This is a genomic window from Vibrio sp. C8, assembly GCF_054051265.1.
This window is the reverse complement of sequence record NZ_JBPAOE010000033.1, coordinates 78,805-103,822: the sequence shown is the minus strand read 5'-3', so window position 1 is coordinate 103,822 and position 25,018 is coordinate 78,805. Positions and strand designations below refer to the sequence as shown.

Here is a 25,018-nt window from a genome sequence, read left to right as displayed (position 1 = left end):
TTTATCAATATGTAAGGACTTTTTATGCCGCAACCTTTTTCTATTGCGATTCATGGTGGTGCCGGAACAATTTTGCGTGAACAAATGAGTGATGAACTCAAAGGTGAAATCGAGGCTGCGTTAGAGAAATCGGTTAAAGCGGGGCATGCCATTCTTGCGCAAGGGGGCGAAGCTTTAGATGCTGTGGTCGCAGCTGTAAAAGTGTTGGAAGATGCGCCCCAGTTTAATGCAGGCAAAGGCTCGGTATTAACCAATAAAGAAATGGTTGAGATGGATGCTTCCGTGATGCATGGACGAGAGATGGATGCAGGTGCCGTAACGGGAGTTCGCCATATTAAAAATCCGATTGAACTTGCACGTGATGTGATGTTGAAAAGCGACCATGTTTTGTTGATGGGTGAAGGAGCCGAAGAGTTCGCTTTTAGCTTGGGTTATGAGTATACCGAGCAGGATTACTTCTTTACTGAACGCCGCTATGAACAACTGCAGTCCATGAAAGAGAAAGGCCTGTTTGCACTGTCGGAAGCTAAGTACTCGACAGAAAAACAGTATCCAGACGACAAAAAATTTGGCACGGTTGGCGCCGTAGCGCTTGATCAGCAAGGCAACTTAGCAGCAGCTACAAGTACTGGTGGCATCACCAACAAAAAGTTTGGCCGCATTGGTGATTCGCCAATCATAGGTGCAGGTACGATTGCTGAAAATGGCAATGTTGCTGTATCAACAACGGGGATGGGCGAGTTCTTCATTCGCAAAATGGTCGCATCAGATGTTGCGGCGAGAATGCGCTATTTAAAAGAAGATATTCACACCGCCTGTGAACACATTATTCAAGGGGATTTGAAGGCAATTGGCGGTGAGGGAGGCCTTATTGCGGTTGATGCTAATGGTGAAATTCACTTTGCGATGAATAGCTTAGGAATGTATCGAGCAAGTGTTGATACTAAAGGTGATCTGCTCATCAAAATATATGCAGATGATTGAGTTTTAATCTGAAAAACGAGAATGACTGCGCACGAATTTATTCGACTATTTTTTGCCTAAAAAATGACTGCAACGAATCAAATTCGATGCTAGAATCCATTTTTAACTAGCAATCAGATTTGGAAAGATGGGTAATAACGTAGTCGTTCTTGGCACCCAATGGGGTGATGAAGGTAAAGGTAAAATCGTAGACCTTTTAACTGAAGATGCAAAATATGTGGTTCGCTACCAAGGTGGTCACAACGCTGGCCATACTCTAGTTATTGATGGCGAGAAAACAGTTCTTCACTTGATTCCATCAGGTATCCTTCGCAATAACGTGAAATGCATTATCGGTAACGGTGTTGTACTTTCACCAGATGCACTAATCAAAGAAATGACAGGTCTAGAAGACCGTGGTGTTCCTGTTCAAGAGCGTCTTTTCATTTCTGAAGCTTGTCCTCTAATTCTTCCATACCATATTGCTCTAGACCAAGCGCGTGAAACTGCTCGTGGTAATAAAGCAATTGGTACGACTGGTCGTGGTATCGGTCCTGCTTATGAAGATAAAGTTGCTCGTCGTGGTCTACGTGTTGGTGACCTATTCGATCGCGCAGCATTCGCTGAGAAACTAAAAGAAGTCATGGCTTACCATAACTTCCAACTAGAAAACTTCTACAAAGTTGAGCCAGTAAGCTACGAAGACGTGCTTGAGCAAGCAATGGGCTATGCTGACCTACTAACGTCAATGGTTATCGACGTAACTGACGAACTTGATGCAGCGCGTAAGCGTGGCGATAAGATCATGTTCGAAGGCGCTCAAGGTACTCTGCTTGATATCGACCACGGTACTTACCCATATGTAACTTCTTCTAACACGACAGCTGGTGGTGTTGCTGCAGGTTCTGGTTTTGGTCCTCGTCACCTAGGTTACATTCTAGGTATCGCTAAAGCTTACTGTACTCGTGTAGGTTCTGGTCCTTTCCCGACTGAGCTGTATGATGGTAAAGAGAAGCAAGATCCAGTTGGTAAGCATTTAGGTACTGTAGGTGCTGAATTTGGTGCAACAACGGGGCGTCTACGTCGTACCGGTTGGTTCGATGCTGTTGCAATGCGTCGTGCTATTCAAATCAACTCAATTACAGGTTTCTGTATGACGAAACTAGACGTATTAGACGGTCTAGAAGAAATCAAAATCTGTACTGGTTACCAAATGGCTGATGGCTCAATCGCTGAAGTTTCACCAATGGCAGCAGATGCGTACGATAACGTAACGCCAATCTACGAAACCATGCCTGGTTGGTCTGAAAAAACTTTCGGTGCTAAGTCTATCGACGCTCTTCCTCAAGCTGCACTTGACTACATCAAGCGTATTGAAGAGCTAACAGGCGTTCCAGTAGACATCATCTCTACAGGCCCTGATCGTAACGAAACAATCATCAAAGTACACCCATTCAGCGTGTAAGCTAGATACTTGTTTATAGAACCGGCTCATTGAGCCGGTTTTTTTATGCCGCAAGTGATGCTATTTTGTACGTCGGTGGCAATTAATTGCCGATTATTTACAAGATTGACCTAAAGAGATTCACTTAATCGCCGATAAAAAATCAAACCAGCCATTATGCGTAATAACGCTATACTCAAAAAAGCGGTGTTGTGTGGCTATCGGAATTAAGTAAGAGTGCATGTATGAAGCTACGAACGGTGGCAGCTTCTCTATTATTGGCATTGCATTCCTCGTTTAGTCACGCTGCTGTGGCCGATGTGGGGGAGCCTGTACCAATTTATACAGAAGCTGAACTCATAAAATTGATTGAAGAAAACAAGCATTTGGAGCGTGTCAAAGCCGACAATTGTCAGTTGGTGGAAGATATCGTTGCACGTGCCACTCGCATCAATTTACCGTCATACGAGTTTTTGTATGGCGATATGCTGGCGTGGGGTGTCTGTGTCGATCAGGATGTCGAGCTAGGTCTGTATTACATGGAAAATGCTGCTCATCAAGGTTTGCCAACCGCACTTGAGCAGTTAGGTCGTTATTACTCGCGCGGAACGTTAGTGCAGCAAGATAAAGAGCGTGCTATTCCGTATCTCCGTGAAGCTGCTTCTATGGGGAATTTGAACGCCCGTATTCAGTTGGCTGAATTGCTGTTGAGAGACTACGGCAGCCCTCTAGATTATGAAGATGCTTATCGCTGGCTCTATAACTCCGCAACAGCAGATCAAAGAGTGCATAGTCGTATTAATATCTTACGACAGGGGTTAGAGATGCGAATGCCAGAGAACATTATTGCGCGCGCGAAGCGTCGTGAAACCTTCTGGTAAAGCTCGTAATTGATTCTGCAAACACATTTATCTGTTCATGTTCAGCCTCTAGGGTTGAACATGAATTTCTTACCTTTCCTCACTGTATTTCACTTTTATTACTTCAAAGATAGTGCAACAGAACTATCTTATTAGTATTACTCACTTTTTATCCTTAAGCTTAACCACGCAGTAGGATATACTTTAATTCCCCTCTTACTTTAAGTAGGTCTGCCTATGTCTGATTCCACCCATATTGATCCGTTTGCGGATCGCGAAGCCGATAATTACGAAAATCCGATCCCGAGTCGTGAGTTCATCATCGAATTTTTAACTCAAGCTAATGTGCCAATGAATCGCAATGATTTGTTTGAAGCACTAAAACTCACCGGCGAAGATCAGTATGAAGGCCTACGTCGCCGTCTTCGTGCCATGGAGAGAGATGGACAACTCATCTTTACTCGTCGTCAATGCTATGCACTGCCTGAAAAACTAGAACTAATTAAAGGGTATGTAATTGGTCACAAAGATGGCTATGGTTGGGTACGTCCAGAAGGTAACACCAACAAAGACAACGACATTTTATTACCTCACCATCAGATGAGAACCATCATCCATGGTGATTACGTGTTGGTTCAACCAGCAGGTACGGATAAGCGCGGAAGAAAAGAGGGGCGCTTAGTTCGCGTATTGGAAGAACGTAAAACACAAATCGTCGGTCGCTTCTTCTTCGAGCATGGGTACTCGTATGTGGTGCCAGACGACTCACGTATTCATCAGGATATTTTGATCCCTAATGAGCAGCGTAGCGGTGCTCGAATGGGCAATGTAGTGGTGATTGAGATTACAGACCGAGGCTCACGTAGTCGCGGTATGATGGGTAGCGTGGTTGAAGTGCTCGGTGAAAACATGGCACCGGGAATGGAAACACAAATTGCCATCCGTACGCATCAAATTCCACATGTGTGGCCGGACGAAGTTGAAAAACAGGTCTCAGGATTAGGCGAAGAAGTTCCAGAAGAAGCTAAGGTGGGACGAGTCGATCTGCGTGAACTACCGTTAGTGACCATTGATGGCGAAGATGCGCGAGACTTTGATGATGCGGTTTTCTGTGAAGCGAAAAAAGGTGGCGGCTGGCGTTTATGGGTAGCGATTGCAGATGTAAGTTATTACGTTCGCCCTGATACCGCGCTAGATAAAGAAGCGATTAATCGTGGTAACTCGGTTTACTTCCCGTCACAAGTCGTGCCTATGCTGCCGGAAGTGCTTTCAAATGGCTTATGTTCACTGAACCCACAAGTGGATCGCTTGTGTATGGTGTGTGAAATGACCATTTCTGAAAGTGGTAAGTTATCGAGTTACAAACACTATGAAGCGGTGATGAACTCACATGCTCGCCTGACGTACACTAAAGTGCACGAGATCTTAGAAGGTGATGAAGAGTTACGTGAGCGTTACCGTGATTTAGTACCGCACCTTGAAGAGCTGCATAAGATGTATCAAGTATTGAAAGTGGCGCGCGAGCAGCGTGGTGCAATCGAATTTGAAACCGTCGAGACCAAGTTCATTTTCACGCCAGATCGTAAGATTGACAGTATTGAGCCACTTATCCGTAATGATGCTCATAAGCTGATTGAAGAGTGCATGATCATGGCGAACATTGCTTCTGCCTCATTGGTGGAAAAAGCAAAAGAGCCAGCGTTATACCGTATTCATGAAACTCCGGGCGAAGAGCGTCTGATGGGCTTCAGAGATTTCCTTGGTGAATTAGGCTTAGAGCTGTCTGGTGGCCTTGAACCATCCCCAACCGACTATGCACATTTGATGCAACAGATCGGTGAGCGTCCAGACAAAGAACTGATTCAAACTATGCTGCTGCGCTCGATGAAGCAAGCGATATACAGCCCTGACAACGCAGGTCACTTTGGTTTAGCGTTGAAACGTTATGCTCACTTCACTTCGCCGATCCGTCGTTATCCAGATTTGTTGTTGCATCGTGCTATCAAGTATCTAATTGCTAAACATGAAGGTCGTAACCAAGACCGTTGGACACCGACGGGGGGGTTCCACTATTCATTTGATGATATGAACTACTATGGTGAGCAGTGTTCAATGACTGAACGCCGCGCAGATGATGCTACTCGTGAAGTATCCGATTGGCTGAAATGTGAGTACATGCAAGACCATGTTGGTGAAGAGCTGGAAGGTGTCATTGCCAATGTGACTGGATTTGGCTTCTTCGTTCGTTTAGCTGATTTGCACATTGATGGTTTGGTGCATATTTCTACTTTAGCGAATGACTACTACCGATTTGACCCGATTGGTCAAAGACTTATCGGAGAGTCGTTTGGTAATACCTACCGCTTAGGCGATTCTGTCAAAGTTAAAGTGTTGTCAGTGAACCTTGATGATAGACAAATTGACTTTGAAATCGTTGAAACAAGTCGTAAGCTACGCGGCGCTGGTAAGACTGCTAAGAAACGAGCGACAGAATCGAAAGCAAAAGCGAAAGGCAAAAAAGCGGCTGCAAACCTTGGTAGTAAAGCTGTACCAATGATTGAACCCACTAAACGTCCAGATGACGGTAGTGGTAAGCAAAAAGACAAAACGAGTAAATCCGCTAAGTCTCGTAAACAGAAAGCTCGAGCTCAAGCTGGCAAAGCAAGAGCAAAAAAGAACAAATAGGTAACTCATGAGTAACGAATTAATTTATGGCATCCACGCAGTAAAAGCGGTGTTAGAACGAGATCCTGCTCGTTTTGTGGAAGCTTATGTACTGAAAGGTCGTCAGGATGATCGATTACTGCCTGTCCTGAATGAACTTGCACGTCTAGGCGTGTCGATTCAAGAAATGAACCGTAAAGTTCTGGATGACAAAGCACAAGGTGCTAACCACCAAGGCGTGATAGCCAAAGTAAAACCAGCTAGACAGTTCAACGAGCACGATTTAGAGCTTATCGTTGACCAAGCTGAGCAACCGCTATTCTTAGTTCTTGATGGTGTCACTGACCCACATAACTTAGGCGCGTGTCTGCGTAATGCGGATGCTGCAGGTGTCGCTGCGGTTATTGTACCAAAAGATAAATCAGCACCATTGACTGCAACTGTAAGCAAAGTGGCATGTGGCGCGGCAGAAACTGTGCCACTTGTTCGCGTTACTAACTTAGCTCGTACCATGCGTGCGATGCAGGAAAAAGGCGTATGGTTTGTCGGTACGGCTGGTGAAGCGACTCACGATATCTACCAAAGCAAATTAACAGGGCCGTTGGCTATCGTTATGGGCGCTGAGGGAGACGGTATGCGTCGTTTAACTCGAGAAACGTGTGATGGATTGATTAAAATTCCGATGGCAGGTTCAGTCTCTAGCCTAAACGTCTCAGTTGCTTCTGGTATCTGCCTGTTTGAAGCGGTACGCCAGCGTATTGCGGCGGCGAAATAACTCGAAATACCAAAAGCGTCCTCCCAGAAAATGCGCAAGCATTTATCTGGGATCTCGAATGCACACTTTAGCTGATTACGTGTGCAGTAACGTCATTCTAGCTTTCGTTAGAATGACGTTATCTTTCATTCTTCCGTCCTATCAACTGTTCAAAATTTCCCCGTTTAATTTCCAAGCCCCCCTTGCATGTAATATTGTAATCTGTATAATGCAGCGCACTGGTTAAGCCAGTTGTGAACCAATGAGCAGCGAGGAGCGGATAAATCTTAGGATTTATCAGGTAATGTATACTCAGCTTATGTTCGCAGTTAATTAAAATTTAGCTCATAGTTATCTAATTTAGATAACTGAGGTTAATCATCTATTAGCTGACAATGTGCCCAATCTGGGTACTACGGTTTCACATAAATCAATCGGCATTCTCTCGTTTTAACGAGTTTGAGTGGCGATATTGTTTGTGTAATTTTTAATTATTGGAGCTCTGTCTCATGCAGAACCAACGCATCCGTATCCGCCTAAAAGCTTTCGATTACAAACTAATCGATGCTTCTACAGCGGAAATCGTTGAAACAGCTAAGCGTACCGGCGCGCAGGTTCGTGGTCCTATTCCACTACCTACTCGTAAAGAGCGTTTCACTGTTCTTATCTCTCCACACGTAAACAAAGATGCACGTGACCAGTACGAAATTCGTACTCACAAGCGTCTGATCGACATCGTTGAACCAACTGACAAGACTGTAGATGCTCTAATGCGTCTAGACCTTGCTGCTGGTGTTGATGTTCAAATCAGCCTAGGTTAAGGGAGATTAGAATAATGATTGGTCTAGTCGGACGTAAAGTGGGTATGACCCGCGTATTTACTGAAGAAGGCGTTTCTATCCCAGTAACTGTTGTGGAAGTTGAAGCGAACCGCGTTGCTCAAGTTAAAACTCTTGAGAACGATGGTTACACAGCTATCCAGGTAACTGCTGGTGCTAAGAAAGCTAGCCGTGTTTCAAAGCCAGAAGCTGGTCACTTTGCGAAAGCAGGTGTTGAAGCTGGTCGTGGTCTTTGGGAATTCCGCTTAGAAAGCGGTGAAGAGTTTGAAGTTGGTGCTGAACTAACTGTTGAACTTTTCAACGAAATCAAAAAAGTAGACGTTACTGGTACATCTAAAGGTAAGGGCTTCCAAGGCGTTGTTAAACGTTGGAACTTCCGTACTCAAGATATGACTCACGGTAACTCTTTGTCTCACCGTGCTCCTGGTTCTATCGGTCAATGTCAGACTCCAGGTCGCGTGTTTAAAGGCAAAAAAATGTCTGGTCACATGGGTGCTGAGCGTGTAACGACTCAAAACCTTGAGATCGTACGTGTTGACGCTGAGCGCAATCTGCTTCTTATTAAAGGTGCAGTCCCTGGCTCAATTGGCGGTAACGTTATCGTCAAACCAGCAGTTAAAGCATAACGTCTAGGAGTAAGTAATGGAATTGATGGTTAAAGGTGCTAACGCACTAACTGTTTCCGAAACTACTTTCGGACGTGAGTTCAACGAAGCTCTTGTACACCAAGTAGTTGTTGCGTACGCAGCAGGTGCTCGTCAAGGTACTCGTGCTCAAAAAACACGTTCAGAAGTTTCTGGCGGTGGCGCTAAGCCATGGCGTCAAAAAGGTACTGGCCGTGCGCGTGCTGGTACTATCCGTAGCCCAATCTGGCGTACAGGTGGTGTTACTTTTGCTGCGAAACCACAAGATCACAGCCAAAAAGTAAACAAAAAAATGTACCGTGGTGCTATGAAGAGCATCTTCTCTGAGCTAGTTCGTCAAGAGCGTTTAATCGTTGTTGAAAGCTTCTCAGTTGATGCACCAAAAACTAAAGAGCTAACAGCTAAGCTGAAAGAACTTGAACTTAACGATGTTCTAATCGTTACTGGTGAAGTAGACGAGAATCTATTCTTAGCTGCGCGTAACCTGTACAAAGTTGACGTGCGTGACGTTACTGGTATCGACCCAGTTAGCCTAATCGCATTTGACAAGGTTCTTATGACTGCTGATGCAGTTAAGCAAGTTGAGGAGATGCTGGCATGATCCGTGAAGAGCGTCTACTAAAAGTTCTACGTGCACCGCACATCTCTGAAAAAGCAACTATGGCTGCTGAGAAAGCGAACACTATCGTTTTCAAAGTATCAATTGATGCTACTAAAAAAGAGATCAAAGCAGCTGTAGAAAAGCTATTTGAAGTTGAAGTTAAGTCTGTAAACACTCTTATCACTAAGGGTAAGACCAAGCGTCAAGGGCTACGCCAAGGCCGTCGTTCAGACGTGAAAAAAGCGTACGTTACTTTGAACGAAGGTCAAGATCTTGACTTTGTTGGCGGCGCGGAATAACAGGAGTAGTTGAAAAATGGCTATTGTTAAATGTAAGCCGACTTCGGCTGGTCGCCGTCACGTTGTTAAAGTTGTTAACGCTGACCTACACAAAGGTAAGCCTTACGCACCTCTTCTAGAGAAAAACTCTAAGAACGGTGGTCGTAACAACAACGGTCGTATCACAGTACGTCACATCGGTGGTGGTCACAAACAACACTATCGTGTGATTGACTTTAAACGTACTAAAGATGGTATCCCAGCGAAAGTTGAGCGTCTTGAATACGATCCAAACCGTAGCGCAAACATCGCTCTAGTTCTGTACGCAGACGGTGAGCGTCGTTACATCCTTGCACCTAAAGGTGTTCAAGCTGGTGATGCTATCCAGTCTGGTGCTGATGCACCAATCAAAGCTGGTAACGCACTTCCAATGCGTAACATCCCAGTAGGTTCAACTGTACATAACGTTGAACTTAAGCCTGGTAAAGGTGGTCAGCTAGCTCGTTCGGCTGGTGCATATGCTCAAATCGTTGCTCGCGACGGTGCATACGTAACTATCCGTCTACGTTCTGGCGAAATGCGCAAAGTATTGTCTGAAGGCCGTGCAACAGTCGGTGAAGTAGGCAACGCAGAGCACATGCTACGTGAATTAGGTAAAGCTGGTGCAAGCCGTTGGCGTGGTGTTCGTCCTACCGTTCGCGGTGTGGTAATGAACCCGGTTGACCACCCACATGGTGGTGGTGAAGGCCGTACGTCTGGTGGTCGTCACCCAGTTTCTCCTTGGGGTATGCCAACTAAAGGCTACAAAACTCGTAGCAACAAACGCACCGACAAGTACATCGTACGTCGTCGCAATAAGTAATCTATTTAAGAGGATAAGCCATGCCACGTTCTCTCAAGAAAGGTCCTTTTATTGACCTACACTTGCTGAAGAAGGTAGAGAAAGCGGTGGAAAGCGGAGACAAAAAGCCTATTAAGACTTGGTCCCGTCGTTCAATGATCATTCCTACAATGATCGGTTTGACCATCGCTGTCCATAATGGTCGTCAACACGTTCCAGTTTTCGTAACTGACGAGATGATCGGTCACAAACTTGGTGAATTTGCACCAACTCGCACTTACCGCGGCCATGTCGTGGATAAGAAAGCTAAGAAGCGTTAAGGAGTAAATGATGGAAGCATTAGCTAAACATAACTTTGCTCGCATTTCGCCTCAGAAAGCTCGCTTAGTTGCAGATCAAATTCGCGGTAAGAAAGTTGACCAAGCTCTAGAACTTCTAACATTCAGCAACAAGAAAGCTGCTGAGCTAGTTAAGAAAGTTCTTGAGTCAGCAATCGCTAACGCGGAACATAACGAAGGTGCTGACATTGACGATCTACGTGTCGCTAAAATCTTCGTAGATGAGGGCCCTGTCATGAAGCGTATTATGCCTCGTGCTAAAGGCCGTGCGGATCGTATCTTGAAGCGTTCAAGCCACATTACTGTGGTTGTCGCAGATCGCTAAGAGACTAGGAGAGTAAGCAATGGGTCAAAAAGTACATCCTAATGGTATTCGTCTAGGCATCGTTAAGCCTTGGAATGCTACATGGTTTGCTAATACCAAAGATTTCGCTGACAACCTAGACGGCGACTTCAAGGTACGTCAGTTCCTAACTAAAGAACTGTCAAAAGCGTCTCTTTCACGTATCGTTATCGAGCGTCCAGCGAAGAGCATCCGTGTGACTATTCACACTGCTCGTCCAGGCGTTGTTATCGGTAAGAAAGGCGAAGACGTTGAGAAGCTACGCACAGCTGTAGCTAAAATTGCAGGTGTACCAGCGCAAATCAACATCGCTGAAGTACGCAAGCCTGAGCTAGACGGTCAATTAGTGGCTGATAGCATCGCGTCTCAACTAGAGCGTCGCGTTATGTTCCGTCGTGCTATGAAGCGTGCGGTACAAAATGCTATGCGTCTAGGCGCTAAAGGTATCAAAGTGGAAGTAAGTGGCCGTCTAGGCGGTGCTGAAATTGCACGTTCTGAGTGGTACCGTGAAGGCCGTGTGCCTCTACACACTCTACGTGCTGACATTGATTACGCAACTTCTTCAGCTCACACCACATACGGTGTAATCGGCGTTAAAGTTTGGATCTTCAAGGGCGAAATCCTTGGTGGTATGCCAGCTGCAAACGCTGTTGAGCCTAAGGCTGATAAGCCTGCGAAGAAACCGCGTAAAGGCCGTAAGTAAGGAGTCGACAGATGCTACAACCTAAACGTACTAAGTTCCGTAAGGTTCATACTGGTCGTAACCGTGGTCTGGCAAAAGGTACTGAAGTTAGCTTTGGTTCTTTTGGTTTGAAAGCTGTAGGCCGTGGTCGCCTAACTGCTCGTCAAATCGAAGCGGCACGTCGTGCGATGACACGTCACATTAAGCGTCAAGGTAAAATCTGGATCCGTGTGTTCCCAGACAAACCAATCACTGAAAAACCACTTGAAGTTCGTCAAGGTAAGGGTAAAGGTAACGTTGAGTACTGGGTAGCCCAAATCCAACCTGGTAAGGTTATGTACGAAGTTGATGGTGTACCTGAAGAATTGGCTCGTGAAGCGTTCCGCCTAGCGGCACGTAAACTGCCATTCAAGACTACATTTGTAACTAAGCAGGTGATGTGATGAAAGCACTAGATCTACGCGAAAAGAGCGTTGAAGAGCTTAACACTGAGTTATTGGCGTTGCTTAAAGAGCAGTTCAACTTGCGCATGCAAGCTGCAACTGGTCAACTACAGCAAACTCATACTCTGAAAGCTGTCCGCCGTGATATCGCACGTGTGAAAACTGTTTTGACTGAGAAGGCAGGCGCATAATGAGCGACAAAATTCGTACCCAACAAGGTCGTGTTACTAGCGACAAGATGGACAAGTCTATCACTGTTGCTATCGAGCGTTTCGTAAAGCACCCAATCTACGGTAAATTCGTTAAGCGCACGACTAAAGTACACGCACATGATGAGAACAACGAATGTGGCCTCGGCGACTTAGTTGAAATCAAAGAGTGTCGTCCACTGTCTAAGACTAAGTCTTGGACTTTGGTAAAAGTTCTAGAGAAAGCTAAGATCTAATTAGTTTTTTCTGACTGAATAAACGGCTCCAAAAATATTTTTGGGGCCGTTTATTTTTTGACTACCCAATATAAAAAAAGGGTGGTACAATTCGCGTCCCTTTAAAGAGGCAGCCCGACCCGTGATGGGTCTAGTTTTTAATATTTAGCGGAGCACTAACATGATCCAAATGCAAAGTATGCTGGACGCAGCTGATAACTCAGGCGCTCGCAGCGTAATGTGTATTAAGGTTCTGGGTGGCTCTCACCGTCGTTACGCCCACGTTGGCGACATCATTAAAGTTACTGTTAAGGAAGCAATTCCTCGCGGTAAAGTTAAGAAAGGTGATGTACTGAAGGCGGTGGTAGTTCGCACCCGTAAAGGCGTTCGTCGTCCAGACGGTTCTGTCATTCGCTTCGACCGTAACGCTTGCGTACTGTTAAACAACAACAGTGAGCAACCTATCGGTACACGTATCTTTGGTCCAGTGACACGTGAACTTCGTAATGCGAAATTCATGAAAATTGTCTCACTGGCTCCAGAAGTTCTGTAAGGAGCACGTAAAAGATGGCAGCTAAAATCCGTCGTAATGACGAAGTAATCGTTCTTGCTGGTAAAGATAAAGGCAAGAAAGGTAAAGTAACTAAGGTACTAGCAACTGGTAAAGTTATCGTAGAAGGTATCAACCTTGTTAAGAAACACCAGAAACCTGTTCCTGCACTAGGCATCCAAGGCGGTGTTGTAGAGCAAGAAGCAGCGATCGACGTTTCTAACTTGGCAATCTTCAACGCAGCTACTGGTAAAGCTGACCGTGTCGGTTTCCGTTTTGAAGATGGTAAGAAAGTTCGTTTCTTTAAATCTAACAACGAAATCGTTTCTAACTAATAGAAGTAATTTGGAGTTCTACTATGGCGAAACTGCATGATTACTACAAGTCGTCTGTAGTCGCTGATCTGACCAAACAGTTCAGTTACACAAGCGTCATGCAAGTCCCTAGAATTGAGAAAATCACCCTCAATATGGGCGTTGGTGAAGCAATCAACGATAAGAAACTACTAGAAAACGCAGCTTCTGATATGGCGACCATCTCTGGTCAAAAGCCACTTATCACTAAAGCGCGTAAATCTGTAGCTGGTTTCAAAATCCGTGAAGGCTACCCAATTGGTTGTAAAGTAACCTTGCGTGGCGAGCGCATGTGGGATTTTCTGGAGCGTTTGATTTCTATCGCTCTTCCACGTGTACGAGATTTCCGTGGTGTTAGCGCTAAGTCTTTTGACGGACGCGGTAACTACAGCATGGGCGTTCGCGAGCAAATCATCTTCCCGGAAATCGACTATGATAAAGTCGATCGTGTACGCGGTCTTGATATTACTATCACGACTACCGCGTCTACCGATGAGGAAGGCCGAGCTCTGCTGGCTGCCTTTAACTTCCCATTCCGCAAGTAAGGTGACGGGTTACTGTTATGGCTAAAAATTCAATGAAAGCGCGCGAAGCTAAGCGTGCAAAGCTAGTAGCACAGTACGCAGAAAAGCGTGCAGCGCTTAAAGCTACAATCAGCGATGTAAACGCATCTGAAGAAGATCGTTGGAATGCGGTTCTTAAACTGCAATCTCTTCCACGTGATTCAAGTGCATCACGTCAGCGCAACCGTTGTAACCAAACTGGTCGTCCACACGGTTACCTACGTAAGTTCGGTTTAAGCCGTATCAAAGTTCGCGAAGCTTGCATGAAAGGCGAGATTCCTGGGCTTCGTAAGGCTAGCTGGTAATTGCCACTTAATCATTTGGAGTAAAGACTATGAGCATGCAAGATCCGATTTCGGATATGCTGACCCGTGTTCGTAACGGTCAGGCAGCAAACAAAGTTGCTGTAAAAATGCCTTCTTCAAAGCTTAAAGTTGCAATTGCTGCACTACTTAAAGCTGAAGGTTACATCGTAGACTTCGCTGTTGAAAGCGGAGCAAAACCTGAGCTAGAAATCACTCTTAAGTATTTCCAAGCTAAACCAGTAATTGAGCAAATCAAACGTGTTTCACGTCCTGGTCTTCGTGTTTACAAGAAGAAAGGCGAACTACCTTCTGTAATGGGTGGTCTTGGTATTGCTGTTGTTTCAACGTCAAAGGGTCTTATGTCTGACCGTGCTGCTCGTAAAGCAGGTCTAGGCGGCGAAATCCTTTGCTACGTAGCATAATTAAGGAGTAGAACATGTCTCGTGTTGCTAAAGCACCTGTCGCTATTCCAGCTGGCGTAGAGGTGAAATTGAACGGTCAAGAGATCACTGTAAAGGGCGCTAAGGGTGAATTAACTCGCGTTCTTAATGATGCAGTTGTGATCGCTCAAGAAGACAACAACCTAACATTCGGCCCTGTTGAAGGTGCTGCTAATGCTTGGGCACAAGCAGGTACTGCTCGTGCACTAGTAAACAACATGGTTGTTGGTGTTACTGAAGGCTTTACTAAGAAGCTAACTCTTAAGGGTGTAGGTTACCGTGCTGCTATGAAAGGCAACGCTGTAGCGTTAACTCTAGGCTTCTCTCACCCAGTTGAGCACGAGTTGCCAGTGGGTATTAAAGCCGAGTGTCCAAGCCAAACTGAAATTGTTCTAACTGGTTGCGATAAGCAAGTAGTTGGTCAAGTTGCGGCTGACATTCGTTCTTACCGCGCGCCTGAGCCTTATAAAGGTAAAGGTATTCGTTACGCAGATGAAAATGTGCGTACTAAAGAAGCTAAGAAGAAGTAAGGTAACACTATGGATAAGAAAGCATCTCGCATCCGTCGTGCTACACGTGCACGTCGTAAGATTGCAGAACTGGGTGCAACTCGCCTAGTAGTACACCGTACTCCTCGTCACGTGTACGCACAAGTGATTGCAGCTAATGGCTCTGAGGTTATCGCAGCAGCATCTACTGTAGAAAAAGCGATCCGTGAGCAAGTTAAATACACTGGTAACGTTGATGCAGCTAAGGCAGTTGGTAAAGCTGTTGCTGAGCGCGCTCTTGAAAAAGGCGTAACAGCAGTTGCATTTGATCGTTCTGGTTTCCAATACCACGGTCGAGTAGCGGCGCTAGCAGAATCTGCTCGCGAAGCTGGTCTGAAATTCTAAGGTAGGGTTGGAAGATGGCTAAAGAACAACAAGTTCAAGCGAATGATTTGCAAGAAAAATTAATCGCTGTTAACCGTGTTTCTAAAACGGTTAAAGGTGGTCGAATCATGAGCTTCACTGCACTAACTGTAGTTGGTGACGGTAACGGTCGTGTAGGTTTCGGTTACGGCAAAGCTCGTGAAGTACCTGCTGCGATTCAAAAAGCAATGGAAAAAGCACGTCGTAACATGACTACGATCGCGCTTAACGAAGGCACTCTTCACCACCCGGTGAAAGGTCGCCACTCGGGCTCTAAAGTTTACATGCAGCCAGCTGCAGAAGGTACGGGTGTTATCGCAGGTGGTGCGATGCGTGCAGTACTAGAAGTTGCAGGTGTACACAACGTACTATCTAAAGCATATGGTTCAACGAACCCTATCAACATCGTTCGTGCAACGATCGATGCTCTAGCTAGCGTTAAGTCACCGGAAATGGTTGCTGCTAAGCGTGGTCTAACTGTTGAATCTATTTCGGAGTAAGAACACGATGGCAACTATTAAAGTAACTCAAACTAAAAGCTCAATTGGTCGCCTACCTAAGCACAAAGCTACTTTGCGCGGATTAGGCCTTCGTAAAATCAACCATACAGTAGAACTTGAAGATACTCCGTGTGTACGCGGTATGATCAACAAGGTTTACTACATGGTTAAAGTTGAGGAGTAATCATAATGTTTTTGAATACTCTAGCACCGGCTGCAGGTTCTAAGCCTTCTAAGAAGCGCGTAGGTCGTGGTATCGGTTCAGGCCTAGGTAAAACTGGTGGCCGTGGCCATAAAGGTCAAAAGTCGCGTTCAGGCGGTAAAGTTCGTCCAGGTTTCGAAGGCGGTCAGATGCCATTGAAACAACGTCTACCAAAATTCGGTTTCACTTCTCGTAAGAGTCTAGTGTCTGCTGAAGTTCGTCTAGCTGAGCTAGCGAAAGTAACAGGTGACGTGGTTGATCTAAACAGCTTGAAAGCTGCAAACGTTGTTACAAAGAACATCGAGTTTGTTAAAGTTGTTCTTTCTGGCGAGATCAGCAAGGCAGTGACTGTAAAAGGTCTGCGTGTTACTAAAGGCGCGCAAGCTGCAATCGAAGCTGCAGGCGGTAAAATCGAGGCATAATCTCGAGGATTGAGGTACAGATGGCTAAGAAACCAGGACAAGATTTTCGTAGTGCTCAGGGCGGCTTGGGTGAGTTAAAATCGCGCTTATTATTCGTAATTGGTGCACTTTTAGTATTCCGAGCGGGTTCTTTTGTGCCGATTCCTGGTATTGACGCAGCTGTACTTGCCGATTTGTTCGAACAGCAAAAAGGTACCATCGTTGAAATGTTTAACATGTTCTCCGGTGGTGCTCTTTCGCGTGCATCTATCTTTGCATTGGGCATCATGCCGTATATTTCGGCATCTATTGTTGTTCAATTGCTTACAGTAGTTCATCCAGCGTTAGCGGAACTCAAGAAAGAGGGTGAAGCAGGCCGTCGTAAGATAAGCCAATATACGCGTTATGGCACGCTTGTACTTGCAACATTCCAAGCTATTGGTATCGCAACAGGTCTACCAAACATGGTCAACAATCTGGTCGTTATCGACCAAACCATGTTTACCCTAATTGCTACCGTGAGTTTAGTAACTGGCACCATGTTCCTTATGTGGTTAGGTGAACAAATTACAGAGCGCGGAATTGGTAACGGTATTTCGTTACTTATCTTTGCAGGTATTGTTGCTGGATTGCCTTCAGCAATCGGACATACTATCGAGCAAGCGCGTCAAGGTGAACTGCATGTACTTCTTCTGTTGTTGATTGCGGTAGTTGCTTTTGCTGTTATTTACTTCGTTGTTTTCATGGAGCGTGGTCAGCGTCGAATCGTCGTTAACTATGCGAAACGCCAACAAGGTCGTAAAGTTTTTGCAGCGCAAAGCACACACTTGCCATTGAAAATTAATATGGCTGGTGTGATACCTGCGATTTTTGCATCAAGTATTATCCTGTTCCCAGGAACACTGGCTCAGTGGTTTGGTCAGAACGGTGAGAGCAGCACATTTGGTTGGTTAACTGATGTGTCATTAGCTCTTAGCCCAGGTCAACCTCTGTATGTAATGCTTTATGCAGCAGCGATTATATTCTTCTGTTTCTTCTATACAGCGTTGGTATTTAACCCACGTGAAACAGCAGATAACTTGAAGAAGTCAGGTGCATTCGTACCCGGTATCCGCCCAGGAGAACAGACAGCGAAATATATCGATAAAGTGATGACACGTTTAACCTTAGCGGGTGCGTTATACATTACCTTTATCTGTCTGATCCCTGAGTTCATGATGGTCGCATGGAACGTACGTTTCTATTTCGGCGGAACATCACTACTTATCGTAGTTGTTGTAATCATGGACTTTATGGCACAGGTTCAGACGCATATGATGTCTAATCAATATGAGTCTGTGTTGAAAAAAGCGAACCTGAAAGGCTACGGTCGATAATTCGACTATAATTCCTTCAGGTCAGATTTACGGAGTTTAGCAATGAAAGTTCGTGCTTCCGTTAAAAAAATCTGCCGTAACTGTAAAGTTATCAAGCGTAACGGTGTCGTTCGCGTGATTTGCAGTGAGCCAAAGCATAAACAACGCCAAGGCTAATTAGCAGAAATTTTTACTTGAAAATTAAAGGTTGGTCGAGTATATTCCTCGGCCTACCTTTTGCGTGCAAAAGAAGTAGTATGCCGCAGCGTATCCTCTACGGGCTTTGCTGCGGATAATTCTTTATATAAAGTACCTAGGAGTGAATAGTGGCCCGTATAGCAGGCATTAACATTCCTGATCAAAAGCATGCTGTTATCGCATTAACTGCGATCTACGGCATCGGTAAAACTCGCTCGCAAGCTATTCTTGCTGAAGTGGGTATTGCTGAAGATGTTAAGATCAGTGAACTAACTGAAGAGCAGATCGATCAACTGCGTGATGGTGTAGCTAAATACACTGTAGAGGGTGATCTACGTCGTGAAGTTTCCATGAACATCAAGCGTCTTATGGACCTTGGTTGTTACCGTGGTCTTCGTCATCGTCGCAGTCTACCACTACGTGGACAGCGTACTAAAACCAATGCTCGCACCCGTAAGGGTCCGCGTAAGCCGATCAAGAAATAATCGGGAAGGGTAAGTACAATGGCTAAACAACCAACACGCGCACGTAAGCGCGTACGCAAGCAAGTTGCTGATGGCGTAGCGCATATCCACGCATCTTTCAACAACACAATCGTGACTATTACTGACCGTCAAGGTAACGCTCTAGCATGGGCTACTGCAGGTGGTTCAGGTTTCCGTGGTTCTCGTAAGTCTACTCCGTTCGCTGCACAGGTTGCTGCAGAACGTTGTGCTGAAATGGCTAAAGAATACGGCCTAAAGAACTTGGAAGTTATGGTTAAGGGTCCTGGTCCAGGTCGTGAATCTACTGTTCGCGCACTGAACGCAGCTGGTTTCCGTATCACTAACATCGTTGATGCGACACCAATCCCTCATAACGGTTGTCGTCCACCTAAGAAACGTCGCGTATAACGTTTCTGGGAACATTGGAGAAAGATCATGGCAAGATATTTGGGTCCTAAGCTTAAGCTTAGCCGTCGCGAAGGCACTGACTTATTTCTTAAGTCTGGTGTACGCGCGATCGATACCAAGTGTAAAATTGAGAACGCACCAGGTGTACACGGCGCTCGTCGCGGTCGTCTATCTGAGTATGGCGTTCAGCTTCGTGAGAAGCAAAAAGTTCGTCGTATCTATGGCGTACTAGAAAAACAATTCCGTAACTACTACAAAGAAGCTGCTCGCCTTAAAGGCAACACGGGTGAAAACCTACTTCAGCTTCTAGAAGGTCGTCTAGACAACGTAGTTTACCGCATGGGCTTTGGCGCAACTCGCGCAGAAGCACGTCAGCTAGTTAGCCATAAAGCTATCCTAGTTAACGGTAAAGTTGTAAACGTTCCTTCTTTCAATGTTGCGGCTAACGACGTTGTTACAATCCGTGAAAAAGCTAAAAAGCAATCACGTATCGCTGCTGCTCTAGAAGTTGCAGAACAACGCGAAAAACCAACTTGGATTGAAGTAGATGCGAGCAAGATGGAAGGTACTTTCAAGCGTTTGCCTGAACGTTCTGATCTATCAGCTGACATCAACGAACAATTGATCGTCGAGCTTTACTCTAAGTAAGGTTTAAACTAAAGAGAGGACACAATGCAGGGTTCTGTAACAGAATTTCTTAAGCCACGTCTTGTTGACATCGAACAGATCAGCACGACACACGCAAAAGTAACTCTTGAGCCATTAGAGCGTGGTTTTGGCCACACTCTTGGTAATGCACTTCGCCGTATTTTACTATCTTCTATGCCGGGTTGTGCCGTAACAGAAGTGGAAATTGAAGGCGTACTTCATGAGTACAGCACTAAAGAAGGCGTTCAAGAAGATATTCTTGAAATCCTACTAAACCTTAAAGGTTTGGCTGTTCGCGTTGCCGAAGGCAAAGATGAAGTGTTCATTACACTAAACAAATCAGGCTCGGGCCCTGTGGTTGCAGGTGACATCACCCATGATGGTGATGTAGAGATCGCTAACCCAGAACACGTTATTTGCCATCTAACAGATAGCAATGCTGAAATCGCTATGCGTATTAAAGTAGAACGTGGTCGTGGTTATGTTCCAGCTTCAGCCCGTATCCATACTGAAGAAGATGAGCGTCCAATCGGTCGTTTGCTTGTAGATGCGACTTTCAGCCCAGTAGACAAAATTGCTTACTCGGTTGATGCAGCTCGTGTTGAACAGCGTACTGACTTAGACAAGCTTGTTATCGATATGGAAACAAACGGAACTTTAGAACCTGAGGAAGCAATCCGTCGTGCAGCAACTATTCTTGCTGAACAATTGGATGCGTTCGTAGATCTTCGAGATGTACGTGTACCTGAGGAGAAAGAAGAGAAGCCGGAATTCGATCCGATCCTACTCCGTCCTGTAGACGATCTTGAACTAACAGTTCGCTCTGCTAACTGTCTGAAAGCAGAAGCGATTCACTACATCGGTGATCTAGTACAGCGCACTGAGGTTGAGCTACTTAAAACGCCTAACCTTGGTAAAAAATCTCTTACTGAGATTAAAGACGTGCTTGCATCACGTGGTCTTTCTCTGGGCATGCGCCTAGAAAACTGGCCGCCAGCGTCTATCGCTGAAGATTAATCGATATTAGTTAGAAGGATTAGGTCATGCGCCATCGTAAGAGTGGTCGTCAACTCAACCGCAACAGCTCACATCGTAAAGCGATGTTCAGCAATATGGCTAGCTCTCTTGTACGTCATGAAGTTATCAAGACTACATTGCCAAAAGCAAAAGAGCTACGTCGCGTAGTTGAGCCATTGATTACACTAGCTAAGACTGACAGCGTTGCTAACCGTCGTCTTGCATTTGCTCGCACTCGTGATAACGAAGTTGTAGCAAAATTATTTAACGAACTAGGTCCACGTTTTGCTGCTCGTCAGGGCGGTTACACTCGTATCCTAAAAGCTGGCTTCCGTGCTGGCGATAAAGCTCCAATGGCTTACATTGAGCTTGTAGATCGTCCAGAAGCAGAAGTTGCTGCTGAGTAATCAGTCAGTTCGCTAAACAGAAAGCCGAGCATTTATGCTCGGCTTTTTTGTGCCTGAAATTTGCGATGTTCGTTCTTTGTTTTCCAAACAACAATCATTGTGCCACCAACACTATTAGTTATCGTTATTGCTGCTCAATCAGGAATCATTGTAAATGAACCAGTTATCCCTGCTTTCGCAGGAATAACGGTTATCTCGTTTTGCTTTTGTTAAGCATTCAACGCTTGTTCCAAATCTTCAAGAATGTCATCAATGTGCTCAATTCCGACAGACAAACGAATCATTTCTGGAGAAACCCCTGCTTGTTTCTGTTCTGCTTCAGATAACTGACGGTGTGTTGTTGATGCAGGATGACAAGCCAGTGACTTTGCATCACCGATGTTTACTAAACGCTTAAAAATCTTCAGTGCATCGTAAAAGCGAACACCGGCATCGTATCCATCCTTAAGGCCGAAAGATAAAATTCCGGAAGGTTTGCCTTTCATGTATTTCTGGGCAAGTGAATAGAATTTTGAATCTTCTAACCCTGCATAGCTCACCCAACTCACTTTGTCGTGGTTTTGTAGATATTGAGCGACTTTGAGTGCGTTTTCACAATGACGCTCCATGCGTAGTGATAGGGTTTCCAAGCCCTGCATTAACATAAACGCGTTCATAGGTGACATAGCTGAGCCGGTGTTGCGAAGCGGTACTGTACGAGCTCGACCAATAAATGCAGCAGGACCGAAAGCTTCGGTATACACAACATCATGATATGAAGGCTCAGGACTGTTTAAGGTTGGAAAGCGTTCTTTGTGTTCACTCCAAGGAAACTTACCGGAGTCAATGATCATTCCACCGAGCGTTGTGCCATGTCCACCAACATACTTAGTTAATGAATGCACCACAATATCAGCACCAAACTCAATCGGTTTACATACAGCCGGCGAAGCAACGGTGTTATCTACAATAACTGGAACCCCTTGCGCATGTGCCAACTCAGCGACTCGTTCTAAATCAACAATGTTACCTGCTGGGTTACCAATAGATTCACAATAAACAGCTTTGGTTTTTTCATCGATCAATGCGGCTAAGCTTTCAGGACTATCATCTTTGGCAAAGCGTACTTCAATGCCCATGTTAGGGAACATGTGGGCAAACAGGGTGTAAGTACCACCATACAGTTGCGGTGTGGAAACAATATTATCGCCAGCTTGAGCCAAGGTTAGAATAGCGTAATGAATCGCTGCGCTTCCTGCACTAACAGCCAGACCTGCAATACCGCCTTCTAATGCTGCCATTCGCTTTTCTAGTACATCATTAGTCGGGTTCATGATACGAGTATAGATGTTGCCTGCGACGGCTAGGTTGAACAAGTCAGCTCCGTGTTGAGCATTATCAAATTCGTAGGCGACAGTTTGATAAATAGGCGTTGCCACTGATTTAGTTGTGGGGTCGGTTTCGTAGCCGAAATGTATAGCTAAAGTCTCGTCTTTCATTACTCTTTTACTCATCCTTGGAAAAATAAAAGAATTGCACACAGATTAGGCAACAGACAAGAAGAAATGTGATTGTTTTTTTATGCAGCAATAAACGCGTCACAAATGTGTATGTGTGGCGCGTTAGCGGACAGAGTTATTGCCACAGAGAGCTTAGTGAGCCTAACAAATCTGAAGATGCGCCTTGGCTGGTTAGGTACTGCAAGACCAGTGGAGCAAATTGCGAAACCATACTCGAATCTAATCCCAGTTTATTGAACACATTGTTCACCGCTTCCATATCAGCAATTTTAGCGATTGCACTGCTTGATTCCGAAAGGCTGGTTAGTTGATTTAGCCCAGGCAATAAGGTTTCCAGTTCAGAGCTATTAGAGTCAGAAAGCTGGTTTTGAGCAAGAGCCAATAAGCTACCAACACCTCCGGCTGCTTGTGTCTGAGAAACAGGAAGCTGACTGGTGATTTGTGTCAGTAACGCCGAGTTAGATTCTGTTTGAGATAAAGTACTGCTAACCATACTTGAGAGATCGTTACTTTCACTGAGTTTGCTCAAGAATGCGTAGCTAGGAGCGGTAAAAATGGTACTAGCAAGCACAGTGGCTATGATGGATTTGTTCATTCTGATTCTCACGGGCGTATAAAGTTGGATATCTTAAGTCTAGATAAAAAAAGCGACGCTGAGCGCCGCTTTATTCATCAAATTTCGCAATATTCTGAATTACAGAATAGCAAGTAGTTCTACTTCGAATACTAGAGCTGCGAAAGGAGGAATCGCTGCACCTGCACCACGCTCGCCGTATGCAAGGTCGTGTGGGATGTACAGTTTCCACTTAGAACCAACAGGCATCAATTGTAGAGCTTCAACCCAACCTTTGATTACGCCAGTTACAGGGAATTCAGCTGGCTGACCGCGAGACACAGAGCTGTCAAATACAGTGCCGTCTACTAGCTCACCGTGGTAGTGAACACGTACTGATTTGTCAGCAGATGGGATTTCACCAGTACCTTCAGTAATCACTTCGTACTGTAGACCTGAATCTAGTACAGTCACTTCTGAACGTAGAGCGTTATCTTGAAGGAAAGTTTCGCCTTCAACAGCAGCAACTTTAGCCGCTTCTTGACGAGCTTCTTCTGCACGAGTGTGCATCGCTTGTAGAGCTTGGTTGATCTCGTCTACTTCGATAGCTGGCATGTCGCCAACTAGTGCTGTTGCAATACCAGCAGCAATAGCGTCAACGTTAAGACCTTCTAGACCACTACCTGCTAGTTGCTGGCCCATTTGTAGACCGATACCGTAGCTAGCTTTCTGTTCAACGGTTTCAAATTTAACTTCAGACATAAATGTCACTCTTTTTAAGATAAAACAAAGTCCAAAGGATACCAGTTTCGAGCTAGCGATGAAACGCCAGAACCCAATTCGTTTGATAAACTCTAACTGAACCGTTGTGTTGAAGTGACTTCTGCATATAAGGTGTGACTAAACGCAGATCCCAAAGAAAAATCTTCAAGATTGTGTAAAGCTTTATTAGATAACAGGGTGAGGCTCTATACTCATGGCTCTTGAGTTTTTATACTGAGTCTACGAAGTAAAGGAACGGATAAAAATGAACCGTCGACATAAGAAAAAGCAGCAGACAGATTACATTGCATTGGCTCAGGATAAGTGGAACGCTATTGATTGGCAGACTTATCTCGACAACGTGAAGCGTTTTTGGACGCTATTACCGAAGTTTCACCAAAAGGCACTGATGGTATTGATACCGTTAGTACTTGTTATTGGTTTGATTCCATTCCCAGATAACGCTAGCTCAAATTCTGCCGAACCAGTTAATAAGCGTGTCGAACTTGATATCAATACTCGTGGACTAAGCGAACAAAAAGTATCGAACACTTCGCCTTTGGAATCGAATGCCTGGCGCGAATATACGGTACAGAAAGGGGATACGCTTTCTCAAGTTTTCCGTGTGAACGATTTACCAATGGTAGATCTTAACGCCTTAGTCAAAATAGAGGGGGCAGACAAGCCGCTCAGTCATATCCAGCAAGGTCAGCTTATCCGTTTCAAATTGGCAGAAGAAGGCAAACTGGATATTTTGCAGTTAGAGAAAAACGGGCAATCAGTGATGTTTTTCCGACTTTCTGAAGGCGGTTTTGGCCGCAGTAAATAAAGCCAACTGCGGCATCTATTCTCTATGATGGGATAACAGCGCGTTTCATATCGATATGTGGGATCCCATCTTCCAAATACATATCCGATGTTTTGACAAATCCATGTCGTTGATAGAATTCCGCCAAATGTTCTTGCGCGCCGATTTCTATTTCTTCATTCGGCCATATTTTCTGGCATTGAAACAATGCTTCTTCTAGTAGCTGATGGCCTAACCCTGAACCTCGTTTTGCCGATTTGGTTGCCACTCGTCCGATACTGATGCTCGGGTAACTGACGCCTTTTTCTAGTAGTCGCGCACAAGCAATGATTTCATCGTTGTCGTAGCCCAGAAGATGAAATACACCATCAAGATGATCTTTGCTGTCCAGCTCAGGATAAGGGCAATTTTGTTCTACGACGAAGACATCAACTCTTAACTTTAAAAGCTCATAAAGCTGTTGCGTTGTTAGTTGTGAAAATGGAAGGCATTGCCAAGTTAGCATCTGCAACAAACTCCTTGTTATGGTTGGTGT

General features: G+C 45.0%; 38 protein-coding genes. 34 read left to right on the top strand and 4 right to left on the bottom strand.

Features of this window, described 5'->3' with window-relative positions:
- Positions 1–24: 24 nt before the first annotated feature.
- From ACRQQK_RS14750 to rplQ, 33 genes are all read left to right on the top strand, one after another.
- Entirely contained in the window at positions 25–984 is a 960-nt protein-coding gene (locus ACRQQK_RS14750; protein ID WP_457512631.1) for an isoaspartyl peptidase/L-asparaginase family protein, read from the top strand.
- 127 nt (positions 985–1,111) lie between these two features.
- A complete protein-coding gene (locus tag ACRQQK_RS14745; RefSeq protein ID WP_102953988.1) occupies positions 1,112–2,428 on the top strand; it encodes an adenylosuccinate synthase in 1,317 nt (438 codons plus the stop codon).
- A 224-nt stretch (positions 2,429–2,652) separates the two neighbouring features.
- A complete protein-coding gene (gene motX, locus ACRQQK_RS14740) occupies positions 2,653–3,288 on the top strand; it encodes a flagellar protein MotX (protein ID WP_042485162.1) in 636 nt (211 codons plus the stop codon).
- 216 nt (positions 3,289–3,504) lie between these two features.
- A complete protein-coding gene (gene rnr, locus ACRQQK_RS14735) occupies positions 3,505–5,952 on the top strand; it encodes a ribonuclease R (RefSeq protein WP_457512629.1) in 2,448 nt (815 codons plus the stop codon).
- 7 nt (positions 5,953–5,959) lie between these two features.
- Positions 5,960–6,706 (top strand): 23S rRNA (guanosine(2251)-2'-O)-methyltransferase RlmB, encoded by a 747-nt coding sequence (gene rlmB, locus ACRQQK_RS14730; RefSeq protein ID WP_457512627.1) that lies wholly within the window; start codon positions 5,960–5,962, stop codon positions 6,704–6,706.
- 488 nt (positions 6,707–7,194) lie between these two features.
- The gene (gene rpsJ / locus ACRQQK_RS14725) at positions 7,195–7,506 is read left to right on the top strand and encodes a 30S ribosomal protein S10 (RefSeq protein WP_001181007.1); all 312 of its coding nucleotides are present in this window, start codon (positions 7,195–7,197) and stop codon (positions 7,504–7,506) included.
- Between the two features lie 14 nt (positions 7,507–7,520).
- Positions 7,521–8,150 (top strand): 50S ribosomal protein L3, encoded by a 630-nt coding sequence (gene rplC / locus ACRQQK_RS14720; protein WP_042485177.1) that lies wholly within the window; start codon positions 7,521–7,523, stop codon positions 8,148–8,150.
- A gap of 16 nt (positions 8,151–8,166) precedes the next feature.
- Complete coding sequence (rplD, locus tag ACRQQK_RS14715) at positions 8,167–8,769, top strand: 50S ribosomal protein L4 (protein WP_042485179.1); 603 nt, start codon at positions 8,167–8,169, stop codon at positions 8,767–8,769.
- Positions 8,766–9,068, top strand: a complete 303-nt coding sequence (rplW, locus tag ACRQQK_RS14710; RefSeq protein WP_167411910.1) for a 50S ribosomal protein L23 — start codon at positions 8,766–8,768, stop codon at positions 9,066–9,068. The genes rplD and rplW overlap by 4 nt, the downstream gene beginning before the upstream one ends.
- Positions 9,069–9,084: 16 nt before the next feature.
- Positions 9,085–9,909, top strand: coding sequence for a 50S ribosomal protein L2 (gene rplB / locus ACRQQK_RS14705; RefSeq protein WP_457512624.1), 825 nt, complete (start codon positions 9,085–9,087; stop codon positions 9,907–9,909).
- A gap of 20 nt (positions 9,910–9,929) precedes the next feature.
- The gene (gene rpsS, locus ACRQQK_RS14700) at positions 9,930–10,208 is read left to right on the top strand and encodes a 30S ribosomal protein S19 (RefSeq protein WP_042485188.1); all 279 of its coding nucleotides are present in this window, start codon (positions 9,930–9,932) and stop codon (positions 10,206–10,208) included.
- Between the two features lie 10 nt (positions 10,209–10,218).
- Positions 10,219–10,551: a 50S ribosomal protein L22 gene (gene rplV, locus ACRQQK_RS14695; protein WP_042485189.1), complete on the top strand. Its 333-nt coding sequence runs from the start codon at positions 10,219–10,221 to the stop codon at positions 10,549–10,551.
- Positions 10,552–10,570: 19 nt separating this feature from the next.
- Complete coding sequence (rpsC, locus tag ACRQQK_RS14690) at positions 10,571–11,272, top strand: 30S ribosomal protein S3 (RefSeq protein ID WP_042485192.1); 702 nt, start codon at positions 10,571–10,573, stop codon at positions 11,270–11,272.
- Between the two features lie 11 nt (positions 11,273–11,283).
- Positions 11,284–11,694: a 50S ribosomal protein L16 gene (gene rplP, locus ACRQQK_RS14685; protein ID WP_004728605.1), complete on the top strand. Its 411-nt coding sequence runs from the start codon at positions 11,284–11,286 to the stop codon at positions 11,692–11,694.
- Entirely contained in the window at positions 11,694–11,885 is a 192-nt protein-coding gene (gene rpmC / locus ACRQQK_RS14680; RefSeq protein WP_457512621.1) for a 50S ribosomal protein L29, read from the top strand. The genes rplP and rpmC overlap by 1 nt, the downstream gene beginning before the upstream one ends.
- Positions 11,885–12,139, top strand: coding sequence for a 30S ribosomal protein S17 (gene rpsQ, locus ACRQQK_RS14675; RefSeq protein WP_102941163.1), 255 nt, complete (start codon positions 11,885–11,887; stop codon positions 12,137–12,139). Before rpmC ends, rpsQ begins: the two co-directional genes overlap by 1 nt.
- A gap of 160 nt (positions 12,140–12,299) precedes the next feature.
- Positions 12,300–12,671 carry a 50S ribosomal protein L14 gene (gene rplN, locus ACRQQK_RS14670; protein WP_167411908.1) on the top strand — a complete coding sequence of 124 codons (372 nt, stop codon included), beginning with the start codon at positions 12,300–12,302 and terminating at the stop codon, positions 12,669–12,671.
- A 14-nt stretch (positions 12,672–12,685) separates the two neighbouring features.
- Positions 12,686–13,003: a 50S ribosomal protein L24 gene (gene rplX / locus ACRQQK_RS14665; protein WP_457512619.1), complete on the top strand. Its 318-nt coding sequence runs from the start codon at positions 12,686–12,688 to the stop codon at positions 13,001–13,003.
- Positions 13,004–13,026: 23 nt separating this feature from the next.
- The gene (rplE, locus tag ACRQQK_RS14660) at positions 13,027–13,566 is read left to right on the top strand and encodes a 50S ribosomal protein L5 (RefSeq protein WP_457512617.1); all 540 of its coding nucleotides are present in this window, start codon (positions 13,027–13,029) and stop codon (positions 13,564–13,566) included.
- 17 nt (positions 13,567–13,583) lie between these two features.
- Positions 13,584–13,889, top strand: a complete 306-nt coding sequence (rpsN, locus tag ACRQQK_RS14655) for a 30S ribosomal protein S14 (protein WP_457512615.1) — start codon at positions 13,584–13,586, stop codon at positions 13,887–13,889.
- A gap of 29 nt (positions 13,890–13,918) precedes the next feature.
- On the top strand, positions 13,919–14,311 hold the full coding sequence (rpsH, locus tag ACRQQK_RS14650; RefSeq protein ID WP_457512613.1) for a 30S ribosomal protein S8: 393 nt from the start codon (positions 13,919–13,921) through the stop codon (positions 14,309–14,311).
- Positions 14,312–14,325: 14 nt separating this feature from the next.
- Positions 14,326–14,859, top strand: coding sequence for a 50S ribosomal protein L6 (gene rplF, locus ACRQQK_RS14645; protein ID WP_457512611.1), 534 nt, complete (start codon positions 14,326–14,328; stop codon positions 14,857–14,859).
- A 9-nt stretch (positions 14,860–14,868) separates the two neighbouring features.
- Positions 14,869–15,222, top strand: a complete 354-nt coding sequence (gene rplR / locus ACRQQK_RS14640; RefSeq protein ID WP_005435088.1) for a 50S ribosomal protein L18 — start codon at positions 14,869–14,871, stop codon at positions 15,220–15,222.
- A gap of 14 nt (positions 15,223–15,236) precedes the next feature.
- Positions 15,237–15,740, top strand: coding sequence for a 30S ribosomal protein S5 (gene rpsE, locus ACRQQK_RS14635; protein ID WP_004728614.1), 504 nt, complete (start codon positions 15,237–15,239; stop codon positions 15,738–15,740).
- A gap of 7 nt (positions 15,741–15,747) precedes the next feature.
- Entirely contained in the window at positions 15,748–15,924 is a 177-nt protein-coding gene (gene rpmD / locus ACRQQK_RS14630) for a 50S ribosomal protein L30 (protein WP_000201159.1), read from the top strand.
- A gap of 5 nt (positions 15,925–15,929) precedes the next feature.
- Positions 15,930–16,364 (top strand): 50S ribosomal protein L15, encoded by a 435-nt coding sequence (rplO, locus tag ACRQQK_RS14625; protein ID WP_102941159.1) that lies wholly within the window; start codon positions 15,930–15,932, stop codon positions 16,362–16,364.
- A gap of 20 nt (positions 16,365–16,384) precedes the next feature.
- Positions 16,385–17,719: a preprotein translocase subunit SecY gene (secY, locus tag ACRQQK_RS14620; protein WP_042485221.1), complete on the top strand. Its 1,335-nt coding sequence runs from the start codon at positions 16,385–16,387 to the stop codon at positions 17,717–17,719.
- A gap of 42 nt (positions 17,720–17,761) precedes the next feature.
- Positions 17,762–17,875 carry a 50S ribosomal protein L36 gene (rpmJ, locus tag ACRQQK_RS14615; RefSeq protein WP_000868186.1) on the top strand — a complete coding sequence of 38 codons (114 nt, stop codon included), beginning with the start codon at positions 17,762–17,764 and terminating at the stop codon, positions 17,873–17,875.
- A 149-nt stretch (positions 17,876–18,024) separates the two neighbouring features.
- Entirely contained in the window at positions 18,025–18,381 is a 357-nt protein-coding gene (gene rpsM, locus ACRQQK_RS14610; protein ID WP_005450559.1) for a 30S ribosomal protein S13, read from the top strand.
- An 18-nt stretch (positions 18,382–18,399) separates the two neighbouring features.
- Complete coding sequence (gene rpsK, locus ACRQQK_RS14605; RefSeq protein WP_001118870.1) at positions 18,400–18,789, top strand: 30S ribosomal protein S11; 390 nt, start codon at positions 18,400–18,402, stop codon at positions 18,787–18,789.
- 27 nt (positions 18,790–18,816) lie between these two features.
- On the top strand, positions 18,817–19,437 hold the full coding sequence (rpsD, locus tag ACRQQK_RS14600) for a 30S ribosomal protein S4 (RefSeq protein WP_042485224.1): 621 nt from the start codon (positions 18,817–18,819) through the stop codon (positions 19,435–19,437).
- Positions 19,438–19,461: 24 nt separating this feature from the next.
- On the top strand, positions 19,462–20,454 hold the full coding sequence (locus ACRQQK_RS14595) for a DNA-directed RNA polymerase subunit alpha (protein WP_102941158.1): 993 nt from the start codon (positions 19,462–19,464) through the stop codon (positions 20,452–20,454).
- Positions 20,455–20,480: 26 nt separating this feature from the next.
- Positions 20,481–20,861, top strand: a complete 381-nt coding sequence (rplQ, locus tag ACRQQK_RS14590; protein ID WP_042485229.1) for a 50S ribosomal protein L17 — start codon at positions 20,481–20,483, stop codon at positions 20,859–20,861.
- Positions 20,862–21,070: 209 nt separating this feature from the next.
- On the opposite strand, the gene ACRQQK_RS14585 is transcribed toward rplQ, so the two are convergent.
- The 3 genes from ACRQQK_RS14585 to ACRQQK_RS14575 all read right to left on the bottom strand — a co-directional run bounded on the left by ACRQQK_RS14585 (position 21,071) and on the right by ACRQQK_RS14575 (position 23,675).
- The gene (locus ACRQQK_RS14585) at positions 21,071–22,339 is read right to left on the bottom strand and encodes an O-acetylhomoserine aminocarboxypropyltransferase/cysteine synthase family protein (protein WP_457512600.1); all 1,269 of its coding nucleotides are present in this window, start codon (positions 22,337–22,339) and stop codon (positions 21,071–21,073) included.
- Between the two features lie 136 nt (positions 22,340–22,475).
- Positions 22,476–22,955 carry a DUF2780 domain-containing protein gene (locus tag ACRQQK_RS14580; RefSeq protein WP_457512598.1) on the bottom strand — a complete coding sequence of 160 codons (480 nt, stop codon included), beginning with the start codon at positions 22,953–22,955 and terminating at the stop codon, positions 22,476–22,478.
- A 99-nt stretch (positions 22,956–23,054) separates the two neighbouring features.
- Positions 23,055–23,675 carry an FKBP-type peptidyl-prolyl cis-trans isomerase gene (locus ACRQQK_RS14575; protein WP_457512596.1) on the bottom strand — a complete coding sequence of 207 codons (621 nt, stop codon included), beginning with the start codon at positions 23,673–23,675 and terminating at the stop codon, positions 23,055–23,057.
- Positions 23,676–23,940: 265 nt separating this feature from the next.
- Between ACRQQK_RS14575 and ACRQQK_RS14570 the strand changes: the two genes are divergently transcribed.
- Positions 23,941–24,504: a LysM-like peptidoglycan-binding domain-containing protein gene (locus ACRQQK_RS14570; RefSeq protein ID WP_457512594.1), complete on the top strand. Its 564-nt coding sequence runs from the start codon at positions 23,941–23,943 to the stop codon at positions 24,502–24,504.
- Positions 24,505–24,526: 22 nt separating this feature from the next.
- On the opposite strand, the gene ACRQQK_RS14565 is transcribed toward ACRQQK_RS14570, so the two are convergent.
- Complete coding sequence (locus ACRQQK_RS14565) at positions 24,527–24,988, bottom strand: GNAT family N-acetyltransferase (RefSeq protein ID WP_457512592.1); 462 nt, start codon at positions 24,986–24,988, stop codon at positions 24,527–24,529.
- Between the last annotated feature and the right edge of the window lie 30 nt (positions 24,989–25,018).

Excerpts from the sequence above, each read along its gene's own strand:
- ACRQQK_RS14750 (WP_457512631.1), top strand. The coding sequence starts at position 25 with ATGCCGCAACCTTTTTCTATTGCGATTCATGGTGGTGCCGGAACAATT.
- ACRQQK_RS14745 (WP_102953988.1), top strand. The coding sequence starts at position 1,112 with ATGGGTAATAACGTAGTCGTTCTTGGCACCCAATGGGGTGATGAAGGT.
- motX (WP_042485162.1), top strand. The coding sequence starts at position 2,653 with ATGAAGCTACGAACGGTGGCAGCTTCTCTATTATTGGCATTGCATTCC.
- rnr (WP_457512629.1), top strand. The coding sequence starts at position 3,505 with ATGTCTGATTCCACCCATATTGATCCGTTTGCGGATCGCGAAGCCGAT.
- rlmB (WP_457512627.1), top strand. The coding sequence starts at position 5,960 with ATGAGTAACGAATTAATTTATGGCATCCACGCAGTAAAAGCGGTGTTA.
- rpsJ (WP_001181007.1), top strand. The coding sequence starts at position 7,195 with ATGCAGAACCAACGCATCCGTATCCGCCTAAAAGCTTTCGATTACAAA.
- rplC (WP_042485177.1), top strand. The coding sequence starts at position 7,521 with ATGATTGGTCTAGTCGGACGTAAAGTGGGTATGACCCGCGTATTTACT.
- rplD (WP_042485179.1), top strand. The coding sequence starts at position 8,167 with ATGGAATTGATGGTTAAAGGTGCTAACGCACTAACTGTTTCCGAAACT.
- rplW (WP_167411910.1), top strand. The coding sequence starts at position 8,766 with ATGATCCGTGAAGAGCGTCTACTAAAAGTTCTACGTGCACCGCACATC.
- rplB (WP_457512624.1), top strand. The coding sequence starts at position 9,085 with ATGGCTATTGTTAAATGTAAGCCGACTTCGGCTGGTCGCCGTCACGTT.
- rpsS (WP_042485188.1), top strand. The coding sequence starts at position 9,930 with ATGCCACGTTCTCTCAAGAAAGGTCCTTTTATTGACCTACACTTGCTG.
- rplV (WP_042485189.1), top strand. The coding sequence starts at position 10,219 with ATGGAAGCATTAGCTAAACATAACTTTGCTCGCATTTCGCCTCAGAAA.
- rpsC (WP_042485192.1), top strand. The coding sequence starts at position 10,571 with ATGGGTCAAAAAGTACATCCTAATGGTATTCGTCTAGGCATCGTTAAG.
- rplP (WP_004728605.1), top strand. The coding sequence starts at position 11,284 with ATGCTACAACCTAAACGTACTAAGTTCCGTAAGGTTCATACTGGTCGT.
- rpmC (WP_457512621.1), top strand. The coding sequence starts at position 11,694 with ATGAAAGCACTAGATCTACGCGAAAAGAGCGTTGAAGAGCTTAACACT.
- rpsQ (WP_102941163.1), top strand. The coding sequence starts at position 11,885 with ATGAGCGACAAAATTCGTACCCAACAAGGTCGTGTTACTAGCGACAAG.
- rplN (WP_167411908.1), top strand. The coding sequence starts at position 12,300 with ATGATCCAAATGCAAAGTATGCTGGACGCAGCTGATAACTCAGGCGCT.
- rplX (WP_457512619.1), top strand. The coding sequence starts at position 12,686 with ATGGCAGCTAAAATCCGTCGTAATGACGAAGTAATCGTTCTTGCTGGT.
- rplE (WP_457512617.1), top strand. The coding sequence starts at position 13,027 with ATGGCGAAACTGCATGATTACTACAAGTCGTCTGTAGTCGCTGATCTG.
- rpsN (WP_457512615.1), top strand. The coding sequence starts at position 13,584 with ATGGCTAAAAATTCAATGAAAGCGCGCGAAGCTAAGCGTGCAAAGCTA.
- rpsH (WP_457512613.1), top strand. The coding sequence starts at position 13,919 with ATGAGCATGCAAGATCCGATTTCGGATATGCTGACCCGTGTTCGTAAC.
- rplF (WP_457512611.1), top strand. The coding sequence starts at position 14,326 with ATGTCTCGTGTTGCTAAAGCACCTGTCGCTATTCCAGCTGGCGTAGAG.
- rplR (WP_005435088.1), top strand. The coding sequence starts at position 14,869 with ATGGATAAGAAAGCATCTCGCATCCGTCGTGCTACACGTGCACGTCGT.
- rpsE (WP_004728614.1), top strand. The coding sequence starts at position 15,237 with ATGGCTAAAGAACAACAAGTTCAAGCGAATGATTTGCAAGAAAAATTA.
- rpmD (WP_000201159.1), top strand. The coding sequence starts at position 15,748 with ATGGCAACTATTAAAGTAACTCAAACTAAAAGCTCAATTGGTCGCCTA.
- rplO (WP_102941159.1), top strand. The coding sequence starts at position 15,930 with ATGTTTTTGAATACTCTAGCACCGGCTGCAGGTTCTAAGCCTTCTAAG.
- secY (WP_042485221.1), top strand. The coding sequence starts at position 16,385 with ATGGCTAAGAAACCAGGACAAGATTTTCGTAGTGCTCAGGGCGGCTTG.
- rpmJ (WP_000868186.1), top strand. The coding sequence starts at position 17,762 with ATGAAAGTTCGTGCTTCCGTTAAAAAAATCTGCCGTAACTGTAAAGTT.
- rpsK (WP_001118870.1), top strand. The coding sequence starts at position 18,400 with ATGGCTAAACAACCAACACGCGCACGTAAGCGCGTACGCAAGCAAGTT.
- rpsD (WP_042485224.1), top strand. The coding sequence starts at position 18,817 with ATGGCAAGATATTTGGGTCCTAAGCTTAAGCTTAGCCGTCGCGAAGGC.
- ACRQQK_RS14595 (WP_102941158.1), top strand. The coding sequence starts at position 19,462 with ATGCAGGGTTCTGTAACAGAATTTCTTAAGCCACGTCTTGTTGACATC.
- rplQ (WP_042485229.1), top strand. The coding sequence starts at position 20,481 with ATGCGCCATCGTAAGAGTGGTCGTCAACTCAACCGCAACAGCTCACAT.
- ACRQQK_RS14585 (WP_457512600.1), bottom strand. The coding sequence starts at position 22,339 with ATGAAAGACGAGACTTTAGCTATACATTTCGGCTACGAAACCGACCCC.
- ACRQQK_RS14580 (WP_457512598.1), bottom strand. The coding sequence starts at position 22,955 with ATGAACAAATCCATCATAGCCACTGTGCTTGCTAGTACCATTTTTACC.
- ACRQQK_RS14575 (WP_457512596.1), bottom strand. The coding sequence starts at position 23,675 with ATGTCTGAAGTTAAATTTGAAACCGTTGAACAGAAAGCTAGCTACGGT.
- ACRQQK_RS14570 (WP_457512594.1), top strand. The coding sequence starts at position 23,941 with ATGAACCGTCGACATAAGAAAAAGCAGCAGACAGATTACATTGCATTG.
- ACRQQK_RS14565 (WP_457512592.1), bottom strand. The coding sequence starts at position 24,988 with ATGCTAACTTGGCAATGCCTTCCATTTTCACAACTAACAACGCAACAG.